The 26278-nt window shown below is 72.6% G+C and carries 23 protein-coding genes; 4 read left to right on the forward strand and 19 right to left on the reverse strand.

From position 1 onward, the window contains the following. Positions 1 to 81: 81 nt before the first annotated feature. The 14 genes from ACFSE6_RS15750 to dinB all read right to left on the reverse strand — a co-directional run bounded on the left by ACFSE6_RS15750 (position 82) and on the right by dinB (position 16363). Positions 82 to 993: a cell division protein FtsQ/DivIB gene (locus ACFSE6_RS15750; RefSeq protein ID WP_388009309.1), complete on the reverse strand. Its 912-nt coding sequence runs from the start codon at positions 991 to 993 to the stop codon at positions 82 to 84. Continuing rightward, positions 990 to 2396, reverse strand: coding sequence for a UDP-N-acetylmuramate--L-alanine ligase (murC, locus tag ACFSE6_RS15755; RefSeq protein ID WP_465254177.1), 1407 nt, complete (start codon positions 2394 to 2396; stop codon positions 990 to 992). Before murC ends, ACFSE6_RS15750 begins: the two co-directional genes overlap by 4 nt. Positions 2397 to 2434: 38 nt before the next feature. Then, positions 2435 to 3598, reverse strand: coding sequence for an undecaprenyldiphospho-muramoylpentapeptide beta-N-acetylglucosaminyltransferase (gene murG / locus ACFSE6_RS15760; RefSeq protein ID WP_388009315.1), 1164 nt, complete (start codon positions 3596 to 3598; stop codon positions 2435 to 2437). Next, a complete protein-coding gene (gene ftsW / locus ACFSE6_RS15765) occupies positions 3591 to 4916 on the reverse strand; it encodes a putative lipid II flippase FtsW (RefSeq protein WP_388009318.1) in 1326 nt (441 codons plus the stop codon). Before ftsW ends, murG begins: the two co-directional genes overlap by 8 nt. Next, a complete protein-coding gene (murD, locus tag ACFSE6_RS15770) occupies positions 4913 to 6418 on the reverse strand; it encodes a UDP-N-acetylmuramoyl-L-alanine--D-glutamate ligase (RefSeq protein ID WP_388009321.1) in 1506 nt (501 codons plus the stop codon). The genes ftsW and murD overlap by 4 nt, the downstream gene beginning before the upstream one ends. Next, positions 6394 to 7485 carry a phospho-N-acetylmuramoyl-pentapeptide-transferase gene (gene mraY, locus ACFSE6_RS15775; RefSeq protein ID WP_388009324.1) on the reverse strand — a complete coding sequence of 364 codons (1092 nt, stop codon included), beginning with the start codon at positions 7483 to 7485 and terminating at the stop codon, positions 6394 to 6396. The genes murD and mraY overlap by 25 nt, the downstream gene beginning before the upstream one ends. Then, the gene (locus ACFSE6_RS15780; RefSeq protein ID WP_388009327.1) at positions 7482 to 8909 is read right to left on the reverse strand and encodes a UDP-N-acetylmuramoyl-tripeptide--D-alanyl-D-alanine ligase; all 1428 of its coding nucleotides are present in this window, start codon (positions 8907 to 8909) and stop codon (positions 7482 to 7484) included. The genes mraY and ACFSE6_RS15780 overlap by 4 nt, the downstream gene beginning before the upstream one ends. Beyond that, complete coding sequence (locus ACFSE6_RS15785; RefSeq protein ID WP_388009330.1) at positions 8906 to 10447, reverse strand: UDP-N-acetylmuramoyl-L-alanyl-D-glutamate--2,6-diaminopimelate ligase; 1542 nt, start codon at positions 10445 to 10447, stop codon at positions 8906 to 8908. Before ACFSE6_RS15785 ends, ACFSE6_RS15780 begins: the two co-directional genes overlap by 4 nt. Positions 10448 to 10491: 44 nt before the next feature. Then, positions 10492 to 12255 carry a peptidoglycan D,D-transpeptidase FtsI family protein gene (locus ACFSE6_RS15790; protein WP_388009333.1) on the reverse strand — a complete coding sequence of 588 codons (1764 nt, stop codon included), beginning with the start codon at positions 12253 to 12255 and terminating at the stop codon, positions 10492 to 10494. Positions 12256 to 12258: 3 nt separating this feature from the next. Then, on the reverse strand, positions 12259 to 12657 hold the full coding sequence (gene ftsL, locus ACFSE6_RS15795) for a cell division protein FtsL (RefSeq protein ID WP_388009336.1): 399 nt from the start codon (positions 12655 to 12657) through the stop codon (positions 12259 to 12261). Further along, complete coding sequence (gene rsmH / locus ACFSE6_RS15800; RefSeq protein ID WP_388009339.1) at positions 12654 to 13664, reverse strand: 16S rRNA (cytosine(1402)-N(4))-methyltransferase RsmH; 1011 nt, start codon at positions 13662 to 13664, stop codon at positions 12654 to 12656. Before rsmH ends, ftsL begins: the two co-directional genes overlap by 4 nt. A 151-nt stretch (positions 13665 to 13815) precedes the next feature. Continuing rightward, positions 13816 to 14247 carry a division/cell wall cluster transcriptional repressor MraZ gene (gene mraZ / locus ACFSE6_RS15805; RefSeq protein ID WP_388009342.1) on the reverse strand — a complete coding sequence of 144 codons (432 nt, stop codon included), beginning with the start codon at positions 14245 to 14247 and terminating at the stop codon, positions 13816 to 13818. Between the two features lie 439 nt (positions 14248 to 14686). Beyond that, positions 14687 to 15052 carry a DUF3040 domain-containing protein gene (locus tag ACFSE6_RS15810; RefSeq protein WP_388009345.1) on the reverse strand — a complete coding sequence of 122 codons (366 nt, stop codon included), beginning with the start codon at positions 15050 to 15052 and terminating at the stop codon, positions 14687 to 14689. A 48-nt stretch (positions 15053 to 15100) separates the two neighbouring features. Next, a complete protein-coding gene (dinB, locus tag ACFSE6_RS15815; protein ID WP_388009348.1) occupies positions 15101 to 16363 on the reverse strand; it encodes a DNA polymerase IV in 1263 nt (420 codons plus the stop codon). 74 nt (positions 16364 to 16437) lie between these two features. On the opposite strand from dinB, the gene ACFSE6_RS15820 reads away from it, so the two are divergent. Next, on the forward strand, positions 16438 to 17274 hold the full coding sequence (locus tag ACFSE6_RS15820) for a spermidine synthase (RefSeq protein ID WP_388009351.1): 837 nt from the start codon (positions 16438 to 16440) through the stop codon (positions 17272 to 17274). 61 nt (positions 17275 to 17335) lie between these two features. Here ACFSE6_RS15820 and ACFSE6_RS15825 read toward each other — a convergent pair whose 3' ends face one another. The 3 genes from ACFSE6_RS15825 to ACFSE6_RS15835 all read right to left on the reverse strand — a co-directional run bounded on the left by ACFSE6_RS15825 (position 17336) and on the right by ACFSE6_RS15835 (position 20094). Beyond that, positions 17336 to 17542 carry a cold-shock protein gene (locus ACFSE6_RS15825; RefSeq protein WP_388009354.1) on the reverse strand — a complete coding sequence of 69 codons (207 nt, stop codon included), beginning with the start codon at positions 17540 to 17542 and terminating at the stop codon, positions 17336 to 17338. Positions 17543 to 17730: 188 nt separating this feature from the next. Further along, the gene (locus tag ACFSE6_RS15830) at positions 17731 to 19065 is read right to left on the reverse strand and encodes an MFS transporter (protein WP_388009357.1); all 1335 of its coding nucleotides are present in this window, start codon (positions 19063 to 19065) and stop codon (positions 17731 to 17733) included. Positions 19066 to 19128: 63 nt separating this feature from the next. Next, complete coding sequence (locus ACFSE6_RS15835; protein WP_388009360.1) at positions 19129 to 20094, reverse strand: proteasome assembly chaperone family protein; 966 nt, start codon at positions 20092 to 20094, stop codon at positions 19129 to 19131. Between the two features lie 210 nt (positions 20095 to 20304). Between ACFSE6_RS15835 and ACFSE6_RS15840 the strand changes: the two genes are divergently transcribed. Genes ACFSE6_RS15840 through ACFSE6_RS15850 form a run of 3 tightly spaced genes read left to right on the forward strand, consistent with a single transcriptional unit; the run spans position 20305 to position 24906 of the window. Continuing rightward, positions 20305 to 22611 carry a HelD family protein gene (locus ACFSE6_RS15840; RefSeq protein ID WP_388009363.1) on the forward strand — a complete coding sequence of 769 codons (2307 nt, stop codon included), beginning with the start codon at positions 20305 to 20307 and terminating at the stop codon, positions 22609 to 22611. 1 nt (position 22612) lies between these two features. Next, positions 22613 to 23866 carry a phosphoglycerate dehydrogenase gene (serA, locus tag ACFSE6_RS15845; RefSeq protein WP_388009657.1) on the forward strand — a complete coding sequence of 418 codons (1254 nt, stop codon included), beginning with the start codon at positions 22613 to 22615 and terminating at the stop codon, positions 23864 to 23866. Further along, entirely contained in the window at positions 23866 to 24906 is a 1041-nt protein-coding gene (locus ACFSE6_RS15850) for an aldo/keto reductase (protein ID WP_388009366.1), read from the forward strand. The genes serA and ACFSE6_RS15850 overlap by 1 nt, the downstream gene beginning before the upstream one ends. 60 nt (positions 24907 to 24966) lie before the next feature. Here the strand turns inward: ACFSE6_RS15850 and nrdR are convergent, their stop codons facing one another. Both nrdR and ACFSE6_RS15860 read right to left on the reverse strand, forming a co-directional pair. Then, on the reverse strand, positions 24967 to 25560 hold the full coding sequence (gene nrdR / locus ACFSE6_RS15855) for a transcriptional regulator NrdR (RefSeq protein ID WP_388009369.1): 594 nt from the start codon (positions 25558 to 25560) through the stop codon (positions 24967 to 24969). 123 nt (positions 25561 to 25683) lie between these two features. Beyond that, the gene (locus tag ACFSE6_RS15860) at positions 25684 to 26184 is read right to left on the reverse strand and encodes a LysM peptidoglycan-binding domain-containing protein (protein WP_388009372.1); all 501 of its coding nucleotides are present in this window, start codon (positions 26182 to 26184) and stop codon (positions 25684 to 25686) included. Between the last annotated feature and the right edge of the window lie 94 nt (positions 26185 to 26278).

Raw genomic sequence — 26278 nt, forward strand, 5'->3', positions numbered from 1 at the left:
ACTTATGTCATTTTCTGCCACCTGTGACGCTAGGTCTCGTGGGGTACCGGAGCAACGACCGCCCCAGGTGTGTCGCGAGCGCTACCCGGACGTGGTCGGCGAACGGGGTACCGAGACGTCGTACTCACTCGCCTGCTCCTCGAGGAGGACGCCGAGCACCTCGGCCTTGAGCGCGTTCTCCTCCGCGTTCCCCCACCGCACCAGCGCCCCGCCGCCCAGGCGCAGCGTGATCTGGTCCGGAGATTCGGCGCCCGCACGGCTGACCCGGTCGCGCAGGTCGTCGGGCAGGTCACCGAGCACGGTCAGCACGGCGTCGAGCGCCGGGCCGGTCCGGCCGCTGTCCTCGAGCGGGAGCTCGACCCGCGGCAGTCCGTCCGGCGCCCGCCGGCGCGTCGCGAGTTGGACACCCTCGTCGTCGACAAGCACCCAACGACCGGAGTCTCGCGCGGCCGCGACCGGTTCACGCGGGACGACGGTCACGGACAGCCCGCGCGGCCACGACCGGCTCACCACGACGTCCTCGACGCCGTCGACACCGCGGATGCGGTCGGCGACGGCCGCGGTGTCGACCCGCAGCAAGGGCGTGCCGATCTCCGCGTCCAGGGCCGTCCGGACCGCGCCGCGGTCGACGATCCGGGTCATCCCGGACACCTCGACGGCCTCCTCCTCGACGGCCAGCAGGGGGGAGGCGAGCAGTGCCCAGGCGAGACCGCCCAGCAGCACCACCACCGCGACGGCGATCCCGACACGACGCAGCATCAGCCGCCGTGCGGCCTGCGCCTGCTCGGCCAGCCGTGCGGATAGGCCCGTGCTGACCACCCGCCGTGGTTGCTCACGGCGCCGCGCCGGTTCCGGCTCCACGACCTCGGCCTGGACCACCTCACGAGCCTGCCGGGCAGCGGGCCGCCGCGTGAGCGCCTCGCCACGTCGGTCCGCGGACCGGTCCGGCTCGGCCGAGCGGTTGCGGCGGCGGGGGGCTGCCGGGGGCCTCACGCCGAGTCCTCCCGGGTGCGCAGCCGGTCGAGGATCACCGGTCCGAGCTCGGTCACGTCCCCGGCACCGACGGTGAGCACGAGGTCGCCCGGGGCCGCCAGCTCGGCCACGGCGGCCGCCGCCTGCAGCCGGTCGGCGACGTAGCGTCCCCGCGAGCCGGTCACCGTCGGCGTCATGGCGTCGGTGATCAGGGCGCCATCGACCCCCGCCACGGGCTCCTCCCGGGCCGGGTACACGTCGGTGACCACCACCTCGTCGGCCGCGGTCAGCGCCTCGGCGAACCGTCCGGCGAACGCCTGGGTCCGGGAGTACAGGTGCGGTTGGAAGAGCACCACGACCCGGCCCGTCCCGGCGTCCCGGCGCGCCGTCGCGAGCGTGGCGGCGACCTCGGTGGGGTGGTGCGCGTAGTCGTCCACGACGCGCACTCCCCCGGCCCGCCCCCGCTCCTCGAACCGCCGGCCCGTTCCCGTGAAGGTGCCGAGTGCGTTCGCCATGACGTCGGGTGCGACGCCGAGCTCGAGGCCGGCCACCCACGCGCCTGCCGCATTGAGCAGCATGTGACCTCCGCCGACCTGCAGGGCGAGCTCGGCCTCGGCGGTTCCGCCGTGGCCGGTGCGCCGCAGCAATCCACGTGCTCCGCGCGTGCCCGCGGCACCGGAGTCGCCGGTCGCCTCGGACTCGCCGGCGGCATCGACGACCTCGACGTGCGCCTCCACGCCGTCGGGCGGGACGGCCCGACCGTAGGTGATCGCCCGCGTGCCGGCCGCGGCCGCCCGGGCGGCAAGCGCGGCCGAGCCGTCGTCGTCGGCACAGGCGATCAGCACGCCGCCGGGGACGATCAGGTCGGCGAAGTCCTCGAAGGACCGCCGGAACGCCGCCTCACTCCCATGGTGATCGAGGTGGTCGGGCTCGACATTCGTGACCACGGCGATGCGCGGGTGGTAGTTGAGGAACGAGCCGTCGGACTCGTCGGCCTCGGCGACGAACACCTGCCCGGAGCCGAGGTGCGCGCCGGTGCCATGAGCGAGCACGGTGCCGCCGATCGCGTACGACGGGTCGAGCCCGGCGTCGGCGAGAGCCACAGCGAGCATCGCCGACGTCGAGGTCTTCCCGTGCGCCCCGGCGACCGCGACGAAGTCCAGGCCCTCGGCGGCGCGGGCGAGTGCCTGGGAACGGTGCAGGACGGAAAGTCCGCGTGCCCGGGCGGCCGCAAGCTCGGGGTTCGTCTCGCGGACGGCGGTCGAGACCACGACGGTCGCGCCGTCGGGGACGTGCGCGGCATCGTGCCCGACCCACGTCTGCACGCCCAGCTCACGCAGGCGCGTCAGCACCGCTGATTCTCGTTGGTCGGAGCCCGAGACGCTGTGCCCGCGCGCGGCCAGCAGCTCCGCCACGGCGGACATTCCGGCACCGCCCACCCCGAGGAGGTGATACCGCTGCGTCACGACGCCCCTCCGCCCGGGCGCCCGGCCTCGCGGATCAGGGCCGCCAGGCGGGAGGCGCCATCGGTGGACCCGGCACGGGCGGCGGCCTCGCCCCGGCGGCGCAGTTCGGCGTCGTCGTGCAGCAGCGTGGCGACGCTCTCCCGCACCCGCGCGGCATCCAGCGCGGCGTCCTCGACGATGACCCCACCCCCGGCCGTGACGACGTCGGTGGCGTTCAGCCGCTGTTCCCCGTTTCCGATCGGCAACGGGACGTAGACGGCCGGCAGGCCGAGTGCGGCCAGTTCGGCGACTGTCCCGGCCCCGGACCGGCACAGCACGAGGTCGGCGCAGGCGTACGCGTGCTCCATCGCCCCCAGGTACTCGCGCACGTGGTAACGCTCGCCCACCTCGGGCGCCGCGGCGGCGGCCCGGGCGATCGCGTCGCGGACCGGCTCGGCCTTCCCGCGCCCGGTCAGGTGCAGCACCTGCGCCCCGCCCGAGACGAGGTCGGCGGCCGCGGCGGAGGCGGCGTCGTTGAGCCGCTTCGCACCGAGGGATCCGCCGGTCACCAGCAGCGTGGTGCGGTCCGGGTCGAGCTCCAGGGCGGCAGCGCCCGCCGCCCGACGCGCAGCAGTGCCGTCGGCCGTGGCGCGGTCGGCGACCAGGGCGGCGATCGGAGCACGCAGCGGCAGCCCGGTGACCTCGGTGCGCCCGCGGGCGGCCGTCAGCGGGGTCGACGGGAAGGTGAGTGCGACGACGTCCGCCCAGCGGGCGCCGACCCGGTTCGCCACCCCCGGCCGGGCGTTCTGCTCGTGGACGACGACGGGCACGCCGCGGCGCCGGGCCGCGAGGTAGGCGGGCGTGGCGACGTAGCCACCGAATCCCGCGACGACCTGCGCGCCTGTCTCGCTCAGCGCCCGGTCCGCCGCGGCGATCGCGCCGCGCAGCCGGCCCGGCAGGCGCAGCAGGTCGAGGGAGGGCCGGCGCGGAAGCGGGACACGGTGGATCTCCCGCATCGGGAATCCCGCGTCGGGGACCAAGGTGTGCTCGAGCCCCTCGACCGTCCCCAGGACGGTCACCTCGGCGTCCTCGTCGGCCAGAGCGGTGGCGGTGGCGAGCAACGGGTTGACGTGCCCGGCGGTCCCGCCTCCCGCGAGCAGTACCCGGAGCGGTTCAGCCACGGCGTGACCCCCGGCCGACGACGGCCAGGGACCGGCTCACCACGGCCTTGCGGGTGGCAAGGGCCTTGGCGGCACCGGGCTCGGTGCGTGCGAAGGCCAGCACGACGCCGAGCGCCACCAGGGTGGAGATCATCGCCGAGCCGCCGGCGGAGACGAGGGGAAGCGGGACGCCGATGACCGGGAGGAGCCCGATCACCACGCCGATGTTCACCAGGGCCTGGGACAGGATCCAGGACGCGATCGCCGCGGTGGTGATCTGGACGAAGGGGTCCTTGTGGCGGCGCACGATCCGGAACATGCCCACGGCGAGGCCGCCGAAGAGGACGAGGACGAGGACAGTACCGAGGAGGCCCAGCTCCTCGCCGATGATCGCGAAGATGAAGTCGTTGTGCGCTTCCGGCAGGTAGGACCACTTCTCTCGCGAGGCACCCAGGCCGACCCCCCCGATACCGCCCGTACCGAGCGCCCACAGTCCGTGCATGCTCTGGAAGTCCAGGCCGGAGGGATCGTGCCCGCCGTGCCCGAGAAAGCTGAGCACGCGGGCGGTGCGCGAGTCCGAGACGGTGATGAAGAACGCGGCCGCGCCGGCACCGAGCACGCCGGCTGCGGCGAACCATCGCAGCGGCAGCCCGGCGACGAAGTAGGCACCGGCGACCAGCGCCACCATGACCAGCACGGTGCCCATGTCGTGCCCGGCGAGGACGAGGCCGAGCGCGGCGAAGGACCCGACCGCGCCGGGCAGGAGGACGTGCTTCCAGTCGTGCAGGAGACGGACCTTCCGTGCCAGGACGGTCCCGAGCCACAGCGCGAGCCCCAGCTTGAGGAACTCCGAGGGCTGCAGAGTCTGGGACGTGCCGGGGATGACGATCCAGTTCCGGTTGCCGTTGACCTCCACGCCCAGCGGACTGAAGATCAGCAGCTGCATAGCGAGCGTGGCGAGCAGGATCAGCCAGGCCAGGCCGCGGTACCACTCGACCCGTAACCGGCTGGCGAGGAAGGCCAGGGGAAGCCCGATCAGCACGTACCGGCCTTGCGCAGCGAACGCGGTGTAGGGGCTGTTGCCCTGGTCGAGCGCCTCGATCGTCGAGGCGGAGAAGACCATGACGGCCCCGAGGAGGAGCAGCAGACCCGCGGAGCCGAGCACCAGGTAGTAGCTGAGCGCGGCGTTCTCCTTGGGCCGGGTCCGGGTGGCGCGCGCGGTGGCCGGGACGTTGTCGGCGGTCCCGGCCCCGTTGGTCCCGGCCGTGGTGTTCCGGGGCGCGGATGTGGCGGATCGGCGCATCGGAGGGCGGCGCCGGACGCTTCCCGTGGTGCTCATCGACTGCCTCCCGCGAGGGAACGAGCGGCGCGTGCGAAGGCGTCGCCACGCTCGGCGTAGTTGCGGAACTGGTCCATGGAGGCGCTGGCAGGTGCCATGAGCACGGTGTCGCCCGGCCGGGCGAGCCGCGCCGCCTCGGCGACCGCCCGCGTCATCACATCCCCATCTTCGCCAGGGACGGCCTCGATGACCGGGAGGTCACCCGCGTGTCGTGCGAGCGCGGTACGCAGCGGCTCCCGGTCGACGCCGATCAGCACCACGGCCCGCAGCTTGTCCCGGTGCGCGGCGACGAGGTCGTCGAACCGCGCCCCCTTCGCGAGCCCGCCGGCGATCCAGACCACAGTGCACTCCGGCAATGCCCCCAGCGATGCTCCTGCGGCGTGGGCGTTGGTGGCCTTCGAGTCATCGACATAGGCGACGCCGTCGATCTCCGCGACGAGCTCGATCCGGTGGGCTCCGGGCCGGTACTCGACCAGCCCCTGCCGCACGTGCTCCGGGGCGACGCCATGGGCACGTGCCAGGGCCGCCGCGGCCAGTGCGTCGGCCACGACGTGCTGAGGCACGGCCCGGTCCGCCGGAGCGAGGTGGGCGAGGTCGGCGGTCGTCGCGAGCTCGACGGCGGCGTGCCGACGCCGGGCCGCCGGTGCGCCGAAGGCCCGGTCGAGCAGGTAGTCCTCGACGACACCGAGTTGCCCGAGGGCCGGGGCGCCCGTCGTGGTGCCCACCGCCCGGCAGCCCTCGACGACGTCGGCGTGCTCGACCATCGTCCGCGTGACCGGGTCGTCCTCGTTGTAGACGCAGGCGAGCCGAGTGCGTTCGTACACGCGGGCCTTCGCGTCGCGGTAGGCCTCGTACGAGCCGTGCCAGTCGAGGTGGTCGGGTGCCAGGTTGAGGCACGCACTGGCCTCGGGGCTGACCGAGACGGTGCTGTGCAGCTGGAAGCTGGACAGCTCGACGGCGAGGACGTCCGCTGCGCCCTCGGCGGCCACGCGCACGAGCGGGGTCCCCACGTTGCCGGCCGCCGGGGCCCGCTCCCCCGCCGCGGTGAGGATGGCCGCGAGCATCGAGACGGTGGTGGTCTTGCCGTTGGTCCCGGTCAACGTCAACCACGGGGCCCGGCTGCCGTCCCGGTGGCGGGCCTGCAGCCGCCAGGCAAGCTCGACCTCGCTCCAGAGGGACACCCCCTCCGCCGCGGCTCTGGTGTACAGCGGGGAGACCGCCGGGACGCCGGGCGAGACGACCACCACGTCCGGCTCCTGCCGCAGCACGACCTCGGCAAGCGCCTGCGGATCCGGCGCCGCGACAAGCTCGGCGGAGGCAGGAACCTCACCGGAAGCCCGGGCCGTCTCGACCGCCTCGGCCGAGGCGTCGTACCCGCCGAGCCAGGCCGGCCCGGCGGTGCCCAGCACGTCCAACGCCGCTCTCCCGGAGGCTCCCAGGCCGACCACCGCGACCCTGGCCCCGGCCACTTCGCCGGTCACGACGGCGTCACCGTGACCCATTCGGCGTAGAAGATGCCCAGGCCCAGGGCGACGCAGAGCGCGGCGATGATCCAGAACCGCACGACGATGGTGACCTCGTTCCAGCCCTTGAGCTCGAAGTGGTGGTGCAGCGGTGCCATGCGGAAGACCCGTTTCCCGGTCAGCTTGAAGAAGCCGATCTGGATGACGTCGCTCATCACGACGACGACGAACAGCCCACCGAGGATCACCGCGAGGAACTCGGTCCGGGTGAGCACGGACAGGCCGGCGAGCGCACCGCCGAGAGCCAGCGCCCCCGTGTCCCCCATGAAGATCTGTGCCGGCGAGGTGTTCCACCACAGGAACCCGAAGCAGGCGCCGACGATGGCCGCCGTGACGATGGCGAGGTCGCGGGGGTCGCGGACCTCGTAGCATCCGGGGCCCGGTGCGGCCAGGTACTGGCAGGACTGGTTGGACTGCCAGATGGTGATGACCGTGTAGGCGCCGAAGACGAGCATCGACACGCCGGTGGCCAGTCCGTCGAGGCCGTCGGTGAGGTTGACCGCGTTGGTCCAGGCCGTGATGAGGAAGTTCGCCCACAGCACGAACAGCACCAGGCCGAGGCCCGCGCCGGCGAAGGCGAGGTCGATGTTCGTGTCGCGGATGAAGGAGATCCGCGTCGAGGCCGGCGTCCGGTAGTTCTCGTTGGCGAACTGCAGCGCCAGGACGGAGAACGTGATGCCGATGACGGCCTGGCCGATGATCTTCCCGCGTTCGGTCAGGCCGAGCGAACGCTGCCGGGAGATCTTGATGTAGTCGTCCAGGAAGCCGACGAGGCCCATGCCGACCATGAGCAGCAGGAGCAGCATGCCCGAGAGGTTCGGCAGGCGGGCGCTGGCCAGGTTGGAGACGGCGTACCCGATCACCGTCGCGGCGATGATGACGACGCCGCCCATGGTGGGCGTGCCGCGCTTGGTGAAGTGCGCCGTCGGCCCGTCCTGGCGGATGAACTGACCGTAGTTCTTGGCCACCAGGAGCCGGATGAACAACGGCGTGCCCGCCATCGCGACCACGAGGGCGACGGCGCCGGAGATGAGGACGGACATCATGCGGATTCACCCCGGGCTCGGTCGGCCCCGGCGACGAGGTCGTCGGCGAGGCGCCACAGGCCCGTGCCGTTGGAGGCCTTGATCAGCACCACGTCACCGGCGCGCAGGTGCGCGTCGAGGACGGCGCGCGCGCCGGCGGTGTCGGGCGTCTCGACCACCTCGGTGCCGCCGAGGCGGGCCGCCCGGGCCAGCGGGGTCGCGGCGGCTCCGACCGTGATCAGCAGATCGGCAGCGACCTCCGCACCGAGTGCGGCGTGCTCCGTCTCGCTGTCGTCGCCGAGCTCGAGCATCTCACCGAGCACGGCGATCCGGCGCCGCCCGGCGGCGAGCCGGTCCAGGGCACGCAACGCCGCGCGCACCGAGTCCGGGTTGGCGTTGTACGCGTCGTCGATCACCCGGATCCCGTCCGCCCGGTCCGTCACCGCCATCCGGTGCGGACTGGCCGCGCCCGCCGAGGCGAGCGCACCGGCCACGACGTCGAGGCCCACGCCGAGGTGATCGGCCACGGCCGCGGCCGCGAGGGCGTTGCCGACATGGTGCTCACCCACGAGTGCCAGGTTCACCGGCGCCGAGCCGCGCGTGGTGACCAGCCGGAACCGGGGGTGACCGGCCTCGTCCAGGTCGACGTCTTCGGCACGCACGTCAGCCCGCGTGCCCGCGGCGCGCGAGAAGGTGAGCACCTCCCGGCCGGCCGCCACGCGGGCCATCGCCGCCACGCGGGGGTCGTCGGCGTTGAGGACGGCCGTACCGCCCTCGGCCAGCCCGGCGACGAGCTCGGACTTGGCCCGCGCGACGTTGTCGATGCCGCCGAACTCGCCGAGATGAGCCCGGCCGACGGCGAGAACCACGGCGACGTCCGGCGGCGCGATCGAGGTGAGGTAGGTGAGGTTGCCGATCCGGTCCGCCCCCATCTCGAGCACCAGCGCCGCTGTGGTCTCGGTGGCGCGCAGGACCGTCAGCGGCAGCCCGATCTCGTTGTTGAACGACCCCGGCGGGGCGACGACCTCGCCGAGCGGGGCGAGCAGCGACGCGAGTAGGTCCTTCGTCGTGGTCTTGCCGTAGGAGCCGGTCACCGCGACCACCCGCAGCGGGTGGTCAGGGTCCTCCTCGGCCCGGCGACGGCGCAACTCTGCCAGGGCGTGCCGCGCGAGGCGGCCCAGGGCGGCGGCGACGTCGTCGACCTGGACCAGCGCCCTGGGGTCGACCCCGGCGACGGGCCGGGAGACCAGCGCGCCGGCGGCGCCGGCCTCGAGTGCGGCGGCGACGTAGTCGTGACCGTCGACGTGGGCGCCGCCGAACGCAGCGAACAGCGCCCCCTCGGTCACGGCACGTGAGTCGGTGACGACGGCACCGACCCGGTCGTCGGCTCCCGTGTGGCTGCCCCCGGTGACCGAGGCCACCTCGCTGAGAGTGAGCGGGATCAACTCCGGCCTCCTCCTCCGGCGCGGTCGGCGAGTGCGCCGCGGACCTCCTCGCGATCATCCAGGTGGTGCTCCACCCCGGCGATCTCCTGGATCGTCTCGTGCCCGCGCCCGGCCACCAGCACGGTGTCGCGTGGCCCCGCCTCGGCCACGGCGAGACGGATGGCCTCGGCACGGTCGCCGACCTCGCGGACGTCCGCATACGGCGCGTGCGCCCGGGCCGCCGCGAGGAGCTCGGCCCGGATGCCGGCCGCGGGCTCGTCGTGCGGGTCGTCGTCGGTGATGATCACCGCGTCGGCGCTGTCGACCGCCACCCGCGCCATCTCGGGGCGTTTGCCGGTGTCACGCGAACCGGTGGCGCCGACCACGAGGACGAGACGCCCGGTGGTCGAGGGCCGGAGCGCCGCGATCGCCTCGGCGAGCGCACCCGGGTTGTGCGCGAAGTCGACGACGACGCGCGGTGTCTCGGCGAGCTGCTCCATGCGGCCGGGCACGACCGGGGTCATGCCGTCGGCTCCCGCCAGTGCGGAGGCGAGTTCCGCCGTCGGGACACCCGAGGCCAGGAGCATGACGGCGGCAAGTGCGGCGTTGGCGACGTTGAAGGTTCCCGGCAGGCCGGTCCGGGTGCGCAGCCGCTCGCCGTCGCGGTGGGTGAGGGTGAAGGCGCCGTCGGCCGTGATCTCGCCGGCCTGCCAGTCGGCGGGGACACCGGTCGTCGAGACCGTGATCAGCTCGCCGGAGTCGCGCGCGCACTGCCCGGCGAGCCGGCGGCCCCACTCGTCGTCGACGAGGACCACGGCGCAGCGGGAGCGGTCCGGATTGAACAGGGACGCCTTGGCGGCGAAGTAGTCCTCGAGCGTCCCGTGGTAGTCGAGATGGTCCTGGGTGAGGTTGGTGAACCCGGCCACGTCGAAGACGACCGGATCCACGCGGCCGAGGCCGAGGGCATGGGAGGAGACCTCCATGGCGAGGTCGCTGACGCCCGCGCCGACCATGTCGGCGAGTAGCGCCTGCAGATCGGCCGGCTGCGGTGTGGTCAGCACGGCCGGTTCGGAGCGTCCGGCGACGCGGACCTCGACCGTCCCGATCAGGCCGGTCGTGCGGCCCAGCGCGGCCAGGGCGTGCTCGAGCATGTACGTGGTCGTCGTCTTCCCGTTGGTCCCCGTGACGGCGAAGGTCCGCATCGCTTCGGCGGGCCGGCCGTACACCTGGGCCGCGATGCGGCCGAGCAGCGCCGGGACGTCGTCCGCGAGCAGCACGGGCACCCCGGTACCTCCGGAGGAGGTGAGCTCGGCGAGCCCCTCGGGATCGGTCAGCACCGCAGACGCGCCGCTTCTCACGGCGGCGGGGGCGAAGCGTGCGCCGTGCACGTGGGCCCCGGCGTGGCCGGCGAAGAGGTCGCCGGGCCGGATGCGCCGGTTGTCCGCGCGCACGCCGGTCACAGCGATCTCGGACCATCCCGCCGGGGGCTCGTGCGGGGTCAGCGAGAACGCCTCGGCTAGGGCGCCGAGGCGAACGGGTCGGGAGCCTGCTGCGGTCACCGGCCCATTGTGGCCGCTCGCGTCGCGCCCGCCATCCCGGGTCCTCACTCCCGGGTCTGGAGCTTGAGGTCGGGCGCCGGCTCGGTCGACGGCGGAACGCCGTTTTCCCGCAGTGCGAAGCCCATCACCTCGCTGAATGTGGGAGCTGCCACAGTGCCGCCGTAGGAGGTGCCGGCACCGTCGTACACGACGACGCCGACGGCGATCTGCGGGTTCTCCGCCGGGGCGACACCGACGTACGAGCCGAGCCGGTCGCTCAGTCCGCCGGCGCCGTCGGGGATCTCGGCCGTGCCCGTCTTCGCGGCGACGCGGTAGCCCGGCACGGCGCCCTGCGGGCCGGTGCCGCCTTCCTGGACGACGGTCTCCATCATGGCCAGCAGATCGTCGGCGGCGTCGGAGTCGAGGACCTGCTCACCGGGGTCGATCTCAGCCGGGGTGAAGGCACCGTCGCCGTCGGTCGTGCCGTCGACGATGCGCGGGTCGACGCGCACGCCGCCGTTGCCGATCGTGGCGGCCATCGAGGTGTTCTGCAGCAGCGTGACCGACAGTCCCTGCCCGAACATGGTCGTGTAGCGAGTGCGGCCGTCCCACTCGGACGGCTCGTGGAGGGTCCCGCTCGCCTCGCCGGGCAGCTCGATGCCGGTGCGCCGGCCGAATCCGAAGCCGCGCAACAGGTCGTACCGGTCGGAGTCGGAGACCATGTCGCCGATCTGCACGGTGGCGGTGTTCGAGGACATCTGCAGGGCGCCGGTGGTGGTCAGGTGGAGCCGCTCGTGCGGGCTGTTGTCGTGGAAGGTCTGCCCGCCCCGCATCGTGATGCTGTCCGGGACCTCGAACGGCGTCTCGAGGTCGACGGCCCCTTCCTGCAACGCGAGCGCGAAGGTCGGCAGCTTCCCGGTCGAGCCCGGTTCGTAGGGGTTGGACACGGCGCGCGAGCCACGGTCCTCCGGGGCCCAGGCCTGATAGTTGCCGGGGTCGACCGTGTTCGAGTCGGCAAGGGCGAGGATGCGGCCGGTGCCGATCTCTTCGACGACGACCGCGCCCCACGGCGCGCCGAACTGCTCGACGGCCTCGTCGATGCTCCGCTGGGCGACGTACTGCAGGTCACGGTCGATCGTGGTGTTGACGGTGTGTCCCGGCTCCGCGGGCACCTCGTCGCGGTGTCCGGTCGGGATGATCTCACCCGTGCCGCCGATCTCGACCGTCATGGACCCGTCCTCGCCGGTGAGGACCTCGTCCTGGCTCAGTTCGAGCCCGGCCAGCCCGTGTCCGTCCCGGCCGACGTACCCCAGTACGTTGCCCGCCGTGGTGCCGTTCGGATAGACGCGCTCGGTGGTCTGCTCCGGCTCGATGCCCGGGATGCCCAGGTCGCGGATGTCGCGCCACTGTGCGGGCGTCAGCCCTTTCGCCAGGTAGACGAAGGTGGAGTCGCCCACCATCGCGGCACCGAGCTCGGCCTTGTCCTGGTCCAGGAGCGGCGCGAGCTCCTCCGCGGCCGCGGCGGCGCCCGTCCCCGTCACCTCCCCGGTCTCCGGGTCGGTCCGCTGGTACGTCCGGACGAGCTGTTGGTTGACACCGACGTTGTACCGCTCGACCGACGTGGCGAGGATCTCCCCGTCGGCGTCGACGATGTCGCCGCGGGGCGCCGTGAGCGTGTACGTGCGGGTGCGGTCGTCCCGGGCCTGGTCCGCCAGTGCCGGCCCCTGCACCGCCTGCACCCAGACGAGCCGGCCGGAGAAGACGAACAGCATGGTCAGGACCAGGATCAGTGCGGTCCGGCGGCGGAATCGCGCTGCGGCAGTGCTCATGTCTCAGTCCTTCTCGCCACCGAGAACGGTGTGGTCGTCGAGGTGGATGTAGCGCACGTCCTCGGCAGGGACCATCCCGAGTTCCTCGGCCTTGCGCTCGAGTTCGGCCGGTGAGCCGGCCGTCTCGACCTGGGCGCGCAACGACGCCTCGTTCTCGTCGAGCCGGTTGAGGGCCACCTGCTGATCGCTGATCTGGTACGCGGCGGCCGCCATCTGGGTGTTCAGCAGGAGCACGGTGAGCAGTGCTGCGACGAGGATGCCGGCACAGAGAAGCAGGAACGGCGCGACACTGCGCGCCGGTGCCGGATTCGGCACGACGGCGAGGCGCGGTCGCCACGAGGGGCGCGCGGCGGGCGCGGCGGAGCCGGGCGCCGAGGCGGTGGTGCTGGTGGCGCTGCTCATGCGGCATTCCTCCTGCGGCTGCGGGACTCGAGCAGGTGATCCGGGGTCGGTCTGAGTCGGCGTGCGGCGCGGAGCCGGACAGACGCGGAACGCGGATTCCGTGCCAGCTCCTCCTCGTCGGCCCGTTCGGCACCGCGCGTGAGAAGCTCCAGGTAGGGACGGTGGCTCTCCGGCTCGACCGGCAACCCGGGCGGGGCCGAGCTGGTGGCGCCGCGGGCCAGGACGTTCTTGACCACCCGGTCCTCGAGCGAGTGGTACGCCTCGACGACGATGCGCCCGTTGACGGCCAGAGACTCGACCGCCCGCGGCAGCGTGCGCTCGACCAGCTCCAGCTCGCCGTTGACGGCGATGCGCAGAGCCTGGAACGTGCGCTTGGCCGGGTTTCCCCCGGTCCGGCGCGCGGCCTGCGGAATCGCGCCACGGACGATCTCGACGAGCTCGGCGGTGCGGCGCAGCGGCTGGTCGGCGCGCCGGCGGACCACCGCGGCGGCGATGCGACCGGCGAAGCGCTCCTCACCGTAGGTCCTGAGGATGCGGCGAAGCTCGGCCTCGTCCGCGGTGGCGAGCAGTTCGGCCGCGCTGATCCCCGTGGAGGGGTCCATCCGCATGTCCAGGGGTGCGTCGTGGGCGTAGGAGAAGCCGCGCTCGGCGTCGTCGAGCTGCAGGGAGGAGACTCCGAGGTCGAGCAGGACCCCCTGGACGCCCTCGCGGCCCCCGTGGGTCCGGGCCACGTCGTCGATGTGGTCGTAGGTGGTGTGCACCGCCGTGAACCTCTCGGCGAACGGCGACAGCCGTGCGGTCGCCAGCTCGATCGCGTGCGGGTCTCGGTCGATCCCGACGACCCGCAGGTCGGGAAAGCGCCGAAGCGCAGCCTCGCTGTGCCCGCCCAGGCCGAGCGTGCCGTCGACGAGGACGGCGCCGGAGGGGAAGAGAGCGGGTGCGAGCAGCTCGAGACAACGCTCGACGAGGACGGGGACGTGCAACCCGTCGGCGTCCGCCTGGCTCATCGGAGCTCCTTGCTCGGGGTGATGCAGGAGTGGGAGGGAGAAGGGTGGTCGGGGGCCCTCCACCGCCCGACCAGGACTCCCTCCGCCTGTGCTCTGGCACCGGGGAAGTGCGCCAGAGCCGCGGTGGGAGACCTCGCCGTGCGGGGGTCGGTCAGAACAAGCCGGGGACCACCTCCTCGGCCGTCTCGGCGAACGCCTGCTCCTGCTCGGAGAGGTAGGCCGCCCAGGCGTCGGCGTCCCAGATCTCGATGCGTGTGCCCGCTCCGATGACGGCGAGCTCACGATCGAGGCCGGCGTAGTTGCGCAGGCCCGACGGAATCGTGATGCGGCCCTGTTTGTCCGGCAGGTCGTCGGCCGCGCCGGAGAGGAAGACGCGCAGGTAGTCCCGAGCCTGTTTGCTCGTGACCGGCGCCTGGCGCAGGCGGGTGTGCATCTCCTCGAACTCCCGCATCGGGAAGGCGTACAGGCACCGCTCCTGCCCGCGGGTGAGAACGACACCGGCAGCGAGCTGGTCGCGGAACTTGGCCGGGAGGATGAGGCGCCCCTTGTCGTCCAGACGGGGTTCGTACGTCCCCAGGAACACATCGGCACCTCCCCTCCTGCTCGTCGCCACTCCGGCATGCACCACATTACTCCACTTTCCTCCCCTACGCACTGGTACAACGCGCGAATCGCTGGCGAGTTCCCTCGAAAGCGCAGATCAGCAACGGTGGTGGAGGGTGGAGGGAATTCAGCGGCCGGCTCGCCGCCTCCACCGCACCAGCGGCGAACGGGCGCCGGCTTCATCACCGGTGGGCGCGGGAATCGGAGCGCCACCGCGGTCGACGGCAACCTCGGTGGAGCGAAGTGGGGGGCCGGTCGAGTACCGCGTGGAGCGAAGTGGGGGAACCCACGCGCGACCTCAGGCGGGCACCGCCGCACAGATGCCGTGGTGGGATGTGGAGCGGATGGCCGGTCGGGGCTCAACGCGAAGCCCACGACCTGACGGCCGTGGGCTTCGTATGGGTGGTTCGCTCAGATGGTCAGCGACCGCGGTCCTCGTTGCGACGCTGCCACTTCTCTTCCTGGCGCTGCATGAAGCCGCCTGACGACGGTGCCGAGCCGCCACGCTTGCGCTGGGCCGGCCGCCCGTTGCGGGGTCCGGAGATCGCCAGGAGCACGCCCGCGAGCATGGCGACGAAGCCGAGCACACCGAGCCAGACGAACTCGGTCGCCACGCCGCCGACGAGGCCGCCCAGACCGGCGAGGAACAGGACGATCCCCAGCACGAGACGCCGAACCGAGGGACGCGGCTTGTCCGCCAGCGTGTTCGCGAGCTTGGGGTCGTCCGAGCGCAGCTGCTGCTCCATCTGTTGGAGCATGCGCTGCTCGTACTCTGAGAGAGGCATCGGACCTCCAGTCTCGCGCCGTTCCACCTGTTTCCGGCGGTGTAGATATCAGGATATGTCGCCTCGGTTCGTCGCGGTAGTCGAGCGACGATGCCGCTGGTCACCAGTGGGCAACAACGTGGCCGGAAGCACACCGCGTGAGCCGAACCGGGCGCGCACCCCGTCCATGGCGCGCTCGGCCTGTGCCCGGTGCGGATCCTCGTCCAGCGCCGGCTGGATGCCCACACCACCGTCGGCGAGACGTTCGGCGCGCAGACCGAGCAGGCGGACGCCGGCCGCCGGGATCTCCACACCGGCCAGGAGGTCACGGCCGGCCGCGTAGAGGTCCTGAGCGAGATCGGTCGGCGCCGGCAGGGTGTGCGAACGGGACAGCGTCGTGAAGTCGGCGTGCCGCACCTTGATCGCCACCCGTCCGGCAAAGACACGGCCGGCCCGCAACCGCGCCGCGCACTCGTGCGCCTGCCGGAGCAGGACCCGCTCCAGCGCCCGCCGATCGGTGATGTCCTCGCCGAACGTCGACTCCGTCCCGACCGACTTCTCGGTGTGGGCGGCACTGACCTTTCGCTCGTCGTGGCCCCATGCCAGCTCGTGGAGTCGCTGGCCGGCGGCGACGCCGAGGATCCGGTGCAGCTGCGGCAACGGGGTGTGGGCGAGCTGTTCGACCGTCTCGATGCCGTGCCGATCGAGGATCTCCCCGGACTTCTCCCCCACGCCCCACAGCGCCCCGACCGGGAGCGCGTGCAGGAACGGCACCGTCGCCTCGAGCGGGACCAGCAGCAACCCGTCGGGCTTGGCGTGTGTCGAGGCCAGTTTGGCCACGTGCTTGCTCCCGGCCACCCCGACCGAGGCCGGCACGCCGGTGCGGCGGCGCACCTCACGGCGGATCCATCGGGCGATGGCCGTCGGGCTCCCCATCCGCCGGATCGCCCCGGCGACGTCGAGGAAAGCCTCGTCGATGCTGACCTGCTCCAGCTCCGGGGTGACCTCGGCGAGGACGGCCATCACCTCACGGGAGACCTCCCGGTACCGGTCGTGCCGGCCAGGGAGAACCACGGCCTGGGGGCACAGCGCCCGGGCGCGCGTGGCCGGCATGGCGCTGTGCACGCCGAACTCCCGCGCCTCGTAGCTCGCCGCCGCGACCACTCCGCGGCGCTGCCCGCCCACGATGACCGGCCGGCCACGCAACTCGGGGTGGTCGAGTAGCTCGACGGAGACGAAGAAGGCGTCCATGTCGACGTGCAACACCGTGCACCCGCTGTCGTCCTCACCCCAGGACCGGCGGGCCGCCGCACTTCGCGGGGATCTGCTCATCGTCGTTCTCCTCGCCGAGTCGGCGCCCGGAGCCGGTCGCGGGGCCACCAGCCTAGCGGCCCTACAGTTGTCCGGTGAGCCGCCGACGCCGAGCATCCCAGGCCCCACCGACATGGCTGGACAAGCTCCCCGACGGGCCCGTGCCGACGTCACTGGGCACCGCTGAGGTCGTCCCCGAACCCGGGGCCCCGCATCGGGTGACGTTGTTCCTCTCGGGGGCGGAGAGCTCTCACCTGGACCTGGCGGACCCGACGGCGCTCGAGTTCGAGTACATGCAGCAGATGCGGGTGATCGTGGACCTGATGGCCCCGCCCGGGCCGCTCCGCGTGCTCCACCTCGGGGGTGCCGGGTGCGCCTTCGCGCGCGCCCTGGCCGCCGAGCGCCCGAGGTCGACCCAGCTCGCCGTCGAGCTGGACGAGGCGCTGGCCACCCTGGTGCGGGACTGGTTCGACCTTCCCCGCTCCCCCCGGCTGCGGATCCGTGCGGGCGACGCGCGTGCGGTGACCGAGGGCCTCCGGCCGCAGTCCTGGGACGTCGTGGTGCGTGATGTCTTCGACGGCGGCGACATCCCTCAGCACCTCCGCACGCTGGAGGCCGGCGAGGCCGTGCGCCGGGTGCTCGCCGACGGCGGGCTCTATCTCGTCAACCTCACCGACCGTCCACCGCTGCACCAGGCCCGGGTTGAAGTCGCCACACTGCAGGAACTGTTCGGGCACGTGGTGGTCCTCGCCGATCCGGCGATCCTGCGCGGACGCAGGTACGGCAACGTCGTGCTGGCCGCCTCCGACGCACCGTTCCCCGGCACGGCGCTCGGACGCGACCTGCGCCGCCTCCCCCTGCCCGTCCGGCTGCTCACAGGACGCGACGTCGACGAATTCCGGGGGACCCGCGTCCCGGCCCGGGACGACTGAGGGCCCGCACCCTCAGTGGGTGCGGGCCCTCGCCGATGCCGCCCGTGGGGCGGCGTCACGATCAGATCGCGCGGACGCTCTCCGCCTGCGGGCCCTTCGGGCCCTGCGTGATCTCGAACTCGACACGCTGGGCGTCCTCGAGCGAGCGGTAGCCGTCAGCCTGGATCGCGCTGTAGTGGACGAACACGTCGGGAGCGTTGCCCCCGTCCTGCTCGATGAAGCCGTAGCCCTTCTCAGCGTTGAACCACTTCACGGTTCCCTGTGCCATGTGCTGTCCTTCCGGGACGTTGGTGGCCGGACACTGTGCCCGACCGCTTCTCGCCGCAATACCTCGTCCCACTTCCTTGCCCGGGTCCCGACCGGGGGCCGGCACCCGTGGGGCCCGTGGGCCCCGGACCGCACGTCAGGGAAACGCAGATGCAACACCTCAAGCATGGCAGACATCACCGGCCGGTGCTAGGGATGTGTCTCACCCTGTGTGCTCCCCCGCCGCATGCGGGCGATCACCTGCCGCACCGGCGGAACGACGACCCCCTGGGTCTCGGCCAGTCGCCGACGGGCCCGCGGGCGCAGGATGAGCAGACCGGTCAAGCCCACGGCCCACAGCACCACCTGGGTTCCCAACGCGACCCGGTAGTCGGCCAGCCCGGGCGATCGGCCGGCGCTGACGAGGTCGAGGACGGCGCCGACCAGGAAGATCGACAGCAGTGAGGCGCTGAACCCGCCGACGTTGACCATGCCGGTCGCCATGCCCAACCGTCCCGGCGGCACGAACTGACGGGCGACGTCGAAGCCGACGGCGGCGACCGACATCGTGGCACCGAGCGCGACCGCGAGGATCACCAGATGCCACAGCGGTCGCGGGCCCGGCAGAGCGAGCACGCTCGCCCACGTGGCCGCGACCAGGGCGACGACGCCGATCACCATCCAGGACCGGCGCAGCGGGTGCCGCGCGGACAGCACGCCGGTCAGCGGCCCGGTGACGACGCCGGTCATCGCGGTCAGACTGAGCAGCAGGCTGGCGGCCTCGGCCGAGACTCCCTGGCCGTCCGTGAGGAACGGCACACCCCACAGCAGCAGGAACGTGTTCGCCGGGAACAGGCAGACGAAATGGGTGAAGAAGCCGAGCCAGGCGCCGGGCTCGGCCAGCACGGCTGCGACCGGTACCCGCGCCGGAACGGACCTGGCGGGGACTGCGACAACGGGGCGCGGTTGATTACGGACCAGCAGCAGGGTCACGGGCACGGTCAGGGCGGCCAGCGCCGCCAACGCTCCGAAGGCGGTGGTCCACCCGCGGTCGAGCAGGACCGCGAGGAACGGCACGGCCGAGATGAGCTGACCGACCTGCCCCACCAGGCCGGTGACCTGGGTCAGGAGCGGCACCCGGCTGACCGGGAACCAGGCGGGCAGCAGCCGCATCACGGGCACGAACATCGCGGCGTCGCCGAGGCCGACGAGGACGCGGGCCGCGAGTGCAGCCGGCAATGTCTCGGCCAGGGCGAGCGCCAGGTGGGCCAGGGCGAGGACCGCGCCCCCACCGGCCAGCATGGCGCGGCTGCCGACCCGGTCCAGAACCATCCCGACCGGTACCTGAGCGCCCGCGTAGACCGCAAGCTGCAGGACCGGGAACAGGGACAGGACGGCCGCGGAGATCTCGAACCGCTCCGTCGCCGGGAGTCCGGCGACGCCGAACGAGGTTCGCGAGGCCACCGCCACCACGTAGGCGAAGAGGCCCGCGGCCCACACCGTCAGCGCGGCCCGCCGGGGAGCAGGAGCCTGGAACGGTGACACGCGTGCGATTCTCCCAGGCGCCGCAGGCCCGCCCGGTCACCGGCTCATCGGGCCGGGTGGAGGTCAGCTGCGGTTCTCGGGCTCGCCCGTCTCTCCGGGGGCGCCGGAGTCACCGTTCTCGCCGTCCTCGCCGAGCCCGGCGAGGAACTGTTCGAGCTCGGCCCCGATCTCGTCCGCGCTCGGCAGCGCGGGCTCGGCGACCAGGGTGGTCTGGCCGGGCTGTGCGGCCGACTCCATGAAGGCGTCGTACTGCTGCTCGAGGGCGCGCACCACGGCACCGACCTCGGCCGACTGAGCGACCTGGGACTCGATCTCACCCGCGGTCTGCGCGGCGGCGGACTCGAGCTCCTCGAGCGGCAGGGACAGCCCAGTGCTGCCGGCGATCTGTCGGACCAGGGCGAGAGCGGCCTGCGGGTATTCCGACTGGGCGAGGTAGTGCGGCACGTTGGCCGCGAAACCGAGGGCGTCGTGCCCCGCCTTGCCCAGGCGAAGTTCGAGCAGGCCCGCAACGTTACCCGGCACCTGGAGCCGGCCCATGAGGTGACGCTGGGGGTCGATGAGCTCGTCCCTCGTGGCGTGCGCGGTCACCGAGATCGGACGGGTGTGCGGGACGGCCATGGGGATCCCGTGCACGCCGATCGTCCGCTCGACCCCGAGCTGTTCAATGAGCTCGATCACGGCGGTGGTGAACCGATCCCACTGGAGGTCCGGCTCCGGACCGTGCAGGAGCAGCAGTTGCTCGCCGTCGGGGCCGCGCAGGAGGTCCAGCGCGACGACGGGTTCGTCGTAGTCCGTGAATCGCCAGTCCTCGAACGTCAGCGCCGGCCGCCGCGACCGGTAGTCGACGAGTTCGTCGGCGTCGAAGGTCGCCACGCGCTCGGACGGCATGGTCGAGAGCAGGTGGCGGGCGACCATCTCACCCGCGTGCCCGGCGTCGAGGGAACCGCGGAGGGCATGCACGAGGACCGGAACGTCGGAGTGCCGCTGGGCACCCTCGTTCACGGTGTAGAGGTCCCGGGGATCGCGCACGTGCGCCTCTCCTTCCGTGTGCTCGTTCGGTCTGTTGCTGATGACGTGAACGCTCCGGCGTCAGGGATCATTCCACGGCCGCCGCCCGCGCGCCCGGAGTCCGGACTGCGTGTGCGCCGTCTCGCAGGCAGTGACCACAGGGACGGCTCGTGCGGGCAATAATGGTGGGCCGTGTGCCAGCGCGGCACCGCCTGGAACTGAGGAGCGCGCGTGCCAGGAGAGGCCTTCACGCCCGAGCAGCAGGCCGCGTCCGCGGCCACCCTCACCGCTGCCGTCGCCCAGGAGCAGCGGCGCCTGGACCTCGTGTACGCCCGTCTCGACGAGTTGCGCGAGGCCTACCGCCGGCGCCTGTCCGCCGTGCGAAGGACCGGTGCGGTCGGGACGCATCAGAACCGCTCCGAGCGGGATGCGTTCGCCGCGCACTACGAGGACACCCTCGCCCGCCTGGAGATGGTGGAGAACCGGCTGGTCTTCGGCCGCCTCGATCTGCGTGACGAGACGGAGCCGCGGTACGTCGGTCGGATCGGGATGTCCGACGAGGAGCGCAGCCAGCTCCTGGTGGACTGGCGGGCGCCGAGTGCACAGCCCTTCTACCAGGCCACGGCAGCCCACCCGGCCGGGGTGGTCCGCCGGCGCCATCTGATGACCCGCGGGCGTGAGGTGGTCAGCGTCGAGGACGAACTGCTCGACTCCGACCGGGTGGACGAGGTCAGTGACGGACTCACCGGCGAGGGCGCGCTCTTCGCCGCCATGTCCGCTGCCCGTGAGGGCCGGATGACTGACATCGTCGCCACGATCCAGGCCGAGCAGGACGCCGTCATCCGCTCTCCGCTCGACGGCGTGCTCGTGGTCCAGGGCGGTCCCGGCACGGGGAAGACCGCGGTCGCGTTGCACCGCGCCGCCTACCTCCTCTACGCCCACCGCGAACGGCTCGAACGCTCGGGCGTGCTGCTGGTCGGCCCGTCACGCGTCTTCCTCCGGTATATCGAGCAGGTGCTGCCCTCGCTCGGCGAGACGGATGTCGTCGCCACCACGATGGCCGAGCTCCTGCCCGGGACGACGGCGCGGGCGACCGAACCCGCCGAGGTCGCCGAGGTGAAGGGCCGTCCGGTCATGGCGCAGGTGCTGGCCCGGGCGGTACGCGGGCTGCAGCGTGTGCCCGACGCGGTCCAGGAACTCGACGTCGAGGGCGTGACGGTGCACCTCAGGCCCGAGGACGTCCGCGCGGCCATGGGGCGGGCGCGGCGCACCGGGCTGCCGCACAACCAGGCACGCGAGACGTTCGCCCTCGCCGTCCTGGACGACCTGGTCCGCGAGTACACCCAGGCCCGTGGTGGCGAACGGGACGAGGACGATCGTGGCTGGCTGTACGAGGACGTGCGCACGGCGCGGGACGTGCGCCGTGCGGTGAACCTGTGCTGGATGCCGACCACACCGCACGGTCTGCTGGAGAAGCTCTACGCCCGGCCCGAGTTGCTCGCCCGCCACGGCCGAGGCCTGTCCCGCGAGGACCGCGCGCTGCTGGAGCGTGAGCAGGGCTCGCAGTGGACAGTCGCCGACGTGCCGCTGCTCGACGAGCTCGCCGAACTCTTGGGACCGCACGAAGGCGCCGCTGCCGCGCGGGCCGAGGCCGAGGACCGGCGCAGACGCGCGGCCGAGGTCGAGTTCGCCGCCGAGGCGATCTCCGCCCAGGACCTCGGTGACGGGCTGATCACACCCGAGATCCTCGCCGAGCGGTTCCACTCGACCGGCTCCCGGCTGACGACGGCGGAGCGCGCGGCGGAGGACCGCACGTGGACCTACGGGCACGTCGTCGTGGACGAGGCGCAGGAGCTCTCACCCATGGCGTGGCGGGCGCTGCTGCGCCGGTGCCCGTCCCGGTCGATGACCGTCGTCGGCGACCTCGCCCAGCGCAGCGGGCACCGCCCAGCCGCGCAGTGGGCGGACGTGCTCGGCACGGCCGCCGGTGAGCACGTCCGCGAGGCCGTGCTCACCATCAGCTACCGAACCCCCGCGCAGGTGATGGACGCCGCGACCCGCGTGATGTCGCGGCTCGACGCCGCACCCGCATATCCGGTGAACGCGGCCCGAGACCTGCCGGATGCGCTGACCGCGACGTCGGTCGCGGACCCGGCGGCCGGGTCCGCCGATGTGGTGGCCCGCGAACTGGAGCGGCTCGACACCGAGGCCGGTGCGGCCGCCGGCCGACTCGCAGTCATCGTGCCCGCCGAGCACCGCGCCGCGGTCGTGACGGCCCTGCGTACCCACCCCGGCACGCGCGACGCGCTGCGCACCGAACGTGAGGATCCGCTCTCGGCACGAGTCGCGGTGGTCACGCCCGTCGAGGCCAAGGGGCTCGAGTACGACGTCGTCGTCCTGCTCTTCCCGGACGCGGTGCTCGCCGGCGGGACCGGCGACCTCTACGTGGCGATGACCCGCCCGACGCGCCGGCTGCACGTCGTGCACGCGGGTGACCGCGTGGTGGACGAACTTGATGCCGTCGACGGAGAAGGCTGAGATGGGCTCCGTGGCTCCACGCGCTCTGCTCCTCGAGAATCCGCACACCAACGCCGATCCCATCCTGTCGCGGGCGGGCCTCGAGGTGTCCCGACACCCGGGAGCGCTCGACGAGGACGAGCTCATCGAGGCCCTGGACGGCGTCGACATTCTCGGAATCCGGTCCGGCACCCAGGTGACCGAACGCGTCATCGAGGCGCATCCCAATCTCACGGCGATCGGGGCCTTCTGCATCGGAACGAATCAGATCGACCTGCGTGCCGCGGCGCGGCGAGGCATCGCGGTGTTCAACGCCCCGTTCTCCAACACCCGCTCGGTCGTCGAGCTCGCGGTGGCGGAGGTCATCGCCCTGACCCGGCGCCTGACGGTGCGCGACAAGGCGCTGCACTCCGGGACGTGGGACAAGACGGCCTCGGGCTCGCATGAGGTCCGCGGCCGCACCCTCGGGATCATCGGGTACGGCAACATCGGCACGCAGCTGTCCGTCGTGGCCGAGGCCCTCGGCATGCGCGTGGTCTTCTACGACACCGCCGAGAAGCTCGCGCTCGGTAATGCGCACCGGATGGGCTCGCTCAGCGAGCTGCTCGCCGTGGCCGATGTGGTCACCCTGCACGTCGACGGACGCCCGGGCAACGCCGGGATGTTCGGACGCGAGAAGTTCGAGCAGATGAAGCACGGCGCGATCTTCCTCAACCTCTCGCGCGGCTTCCTCGTCGACTACGGCGCGCTGCGGGAGAAGATCCTCGACGGCTCGATCGCCGGCGCAGCCGTCGACGTGTTCCCGAACGAGCCACGCCGGAACGGCGAGCCGTTCGAGTCGGAGCTGCGCAATCTGCCCAACGTCATCCTCACCCCGCACGTGGGGGGTTCGACGCAGGAGGCGCAGGAGAACATCGGGCACTTCGTGGCGGGGAAGCTGGCCGCCTATCAGCGTTCCGGGTCGACCGACCTGTCGGTGAACCTGCCCCGCCTGACCCTGCCGCCGTCGGCCGCCGCGCGCTACCGTGTCGGGTTCGTGCACCGGAACACGCCCGGCGTGCTCGCCCTGGTCAACCAGACCTTCGCCGAGCACGGCGCCAACATCGAGGGCCAGATCCTCGGCACGCTCGGGGAGATCGGTTACGTCGTGACCGACATCGGCTCCGAGCTGCCGCGCGAGGCGGTCGCGGCCGTCAGTGAGATGGAAGACACGGTGCGGCTGCGGGTGATGACGCGGCCGGGCGTGCAGGAGGCCACCGACGGCGAGGAGCGCTGATGGCACCGCAACCGGGATACGAGACGATGACCTTCCGCCGGTGCGGCCGGAGCGGTCTGGATCTGCCGGCCGTCGCGCTGGGCCTGTGGCAGAACTTCGGCGAGACGACCCCGGCGAGCACGCAGCGCGAGATCGTCACGCGTGCCGTCGAGCTCGGCATCACGCACATCGACCTGGCCAACAACTACGGCCCCCCGCCGGGAGCGGCGGAGAAGAGCTTCGGGCGGATGCTCGCCGAGGATCTTCCGGGCCTGCGCGACGAGCTGGTCATCTCGACCAAGGCCGGGTACACGATGTGGCCGGGCCCGTACGGCGACGGTGGGTCCCGCAAGTACCTGCTCGCTTCGCTGGACCAGTCGCTCGAGCGGCTCGGCCTGCCGTACGTCGACATCTTCTACTCGCACCGGTTCGACCCGACCACCCCGTTGCGCGAGACCCTCGGCGCGCTGAAGACGGCCGTGGATTCGGGGCGGGCGCTCTACGCGGGGATCTCGTCCTACTCGGCACGTCGGACCCGCGAAGCACTCGCCGTGGCCGAGTCGATCGGCCTTGACCTCCTCGTCCACCAGCCGTCCTACTCCATCGTCAACCGCTGGATCGAGGACCGTTCGGACACCGGCGAGAGCGTGCTGGACGTACTGGGCGAGTCCGGTCTCGGAGCCGTCGTCTTCTCACCGCTCGCTCAGGGACTGCTCACCGACAAGTACCTTGGCGGGATCCCGGAAGGGTCGCGCGCGGCCCAGGACGGTTCGTTCAAGCGCGACATGCTCACGCCCGACCTCGTCGAACGCGTCCGCGGTCTGAACGAGGTCGCCTCGGGCCGCGGGCAATCGCTGGCCCAGATGGCGATCGCCTGGGTCCTGCGCGACCCGCGGGTGTCCACGGCCCTCGTGGGGGCGTCGAGCGTGCGGCAACTCGAGGACTCGGTCGCCGCGCTGGAGAACCTGGAGTTCTCCGCGGAGGAGCTCGAGGCCATCGACCGGCTGGGCATGGATGACGCCGGGGTCAACATCTGGGCTCCGCGGTCCTCGGACCTGTGAGCACGGCAGCGGCGGAGCCGTCGGTGGAGGCGGCTTCCCCTCCGCCTCCACCGACGGCGGTCAGTGTGCCGGGGCCTCGTCCTCGGCCCGCTCGGCGTCTCCCAGCCTAGCCGAGCCCGGGGGCCCGGTGTCAGGCCCCGTGGAGCCCTCCCGCTCATTCTCCGTCGCCGAGTCCGTCACGCCGAACGCGGCGACGCCGGTGCGATCAGCCTGATCGGCGCGCAGCCGGGCGATCGCCTCCTCGAAGTCCTCGAGGCTGGTGAAGGCCGAGTAGACGCTGGCGAAGCGGAGATAGGCGATCTCGTCGAGGCGACGCAACGGCTCGAGGATGGCGCGGCCGATCTCGTCGGCCTCGACCTGGGCCGCGCCGGTGGCCCGCACCGTCTCCTCCACCTGCTGAGCGAGCAGCGCGAGATCGTCGCCGGAGACCGGGCGCCCCTGGCACGCCTTGCGGACACCCGCGATCACCTTGTCCCGGCTGAACGGCTCTGTGGCACCGGAGCGCTTGAGCACGCTCAGGCTCGCGCTCTCGACGGTGCTGAAACGCCGCCCGCACTCGGGGCACTGCCGTCGCCGGCGGATCACGGAGCCGTCGTCCGCCGTGCGCGAGTCCACCACGCGTGTGTCGGCACGGCGACAGAACGGACAGTTCACCGACGGGCTCCTCCCTGCGAACGGCGGGCGTCGCCGCGCCCGGAGGTTCCGGGGCGGGCGGTCCCCGACCGCGCGGACGCCTGAGGCACGGTAGGTCGGGCCACGGTGGCGGCGCAACTGAGATCAGCCCTGCGGCACCTCGAGCTGCTGGCCCACGCGCACGTCGGTCGACTCGAGGCCGTTGAGTCCAACGATCTGAGTGACCACCTCTCGCACGTCCGCTCCCGGCACCGCCACGGCCTCGGCCACCGACCAGAGGCTCTCGCCCGGCCCCACGGTCACGGTGGTCGTCTCCACCGGGGCGGTCGCACCGGTGGCCTGGCCGGCCCAGGTTCCCGCGGCAACCGAGAACACCGCTGCGCACAGGAACGCGCTGGCGGCGAGGACGCGCCGCCCCCGCCGCGTCAGGCGCAACGGACCGGTCTGCGTGGCGCGTGCAGGCAGAGGCGCGCGAGTGCCGGTTGGCGCCGGCCGGGACGCGGCCACCTCCTGCGGTGCGCGCGCCGGCGCCGGCGCGACGAAGTCGGGGCCGACCAGCTGCAGGTGACGCGTACGCCGCCCGCGGTGCGATCCGGCCGCGGGACCGGCCGGCGTGGCCGCCGGGTGAACGGTCAGGGCGCTCATGTCGGGTCTCCGATCGTGTGTCGAACGCATGTTCGTCGAACGTCTGTTGCAGAGTAGGGCCAGGCACCGACATCTGTCGAGGCGGCGATGGCCC

It is taken from the genome of Georgenia deserti, from assembly GCF_042680605.1.
Lineage (GTDB): Bacteria > Actinomycetota > Actinomycetes > Actinomycetales > Actinomycetaceae > Allobogoriella > Allobogoriella deserti.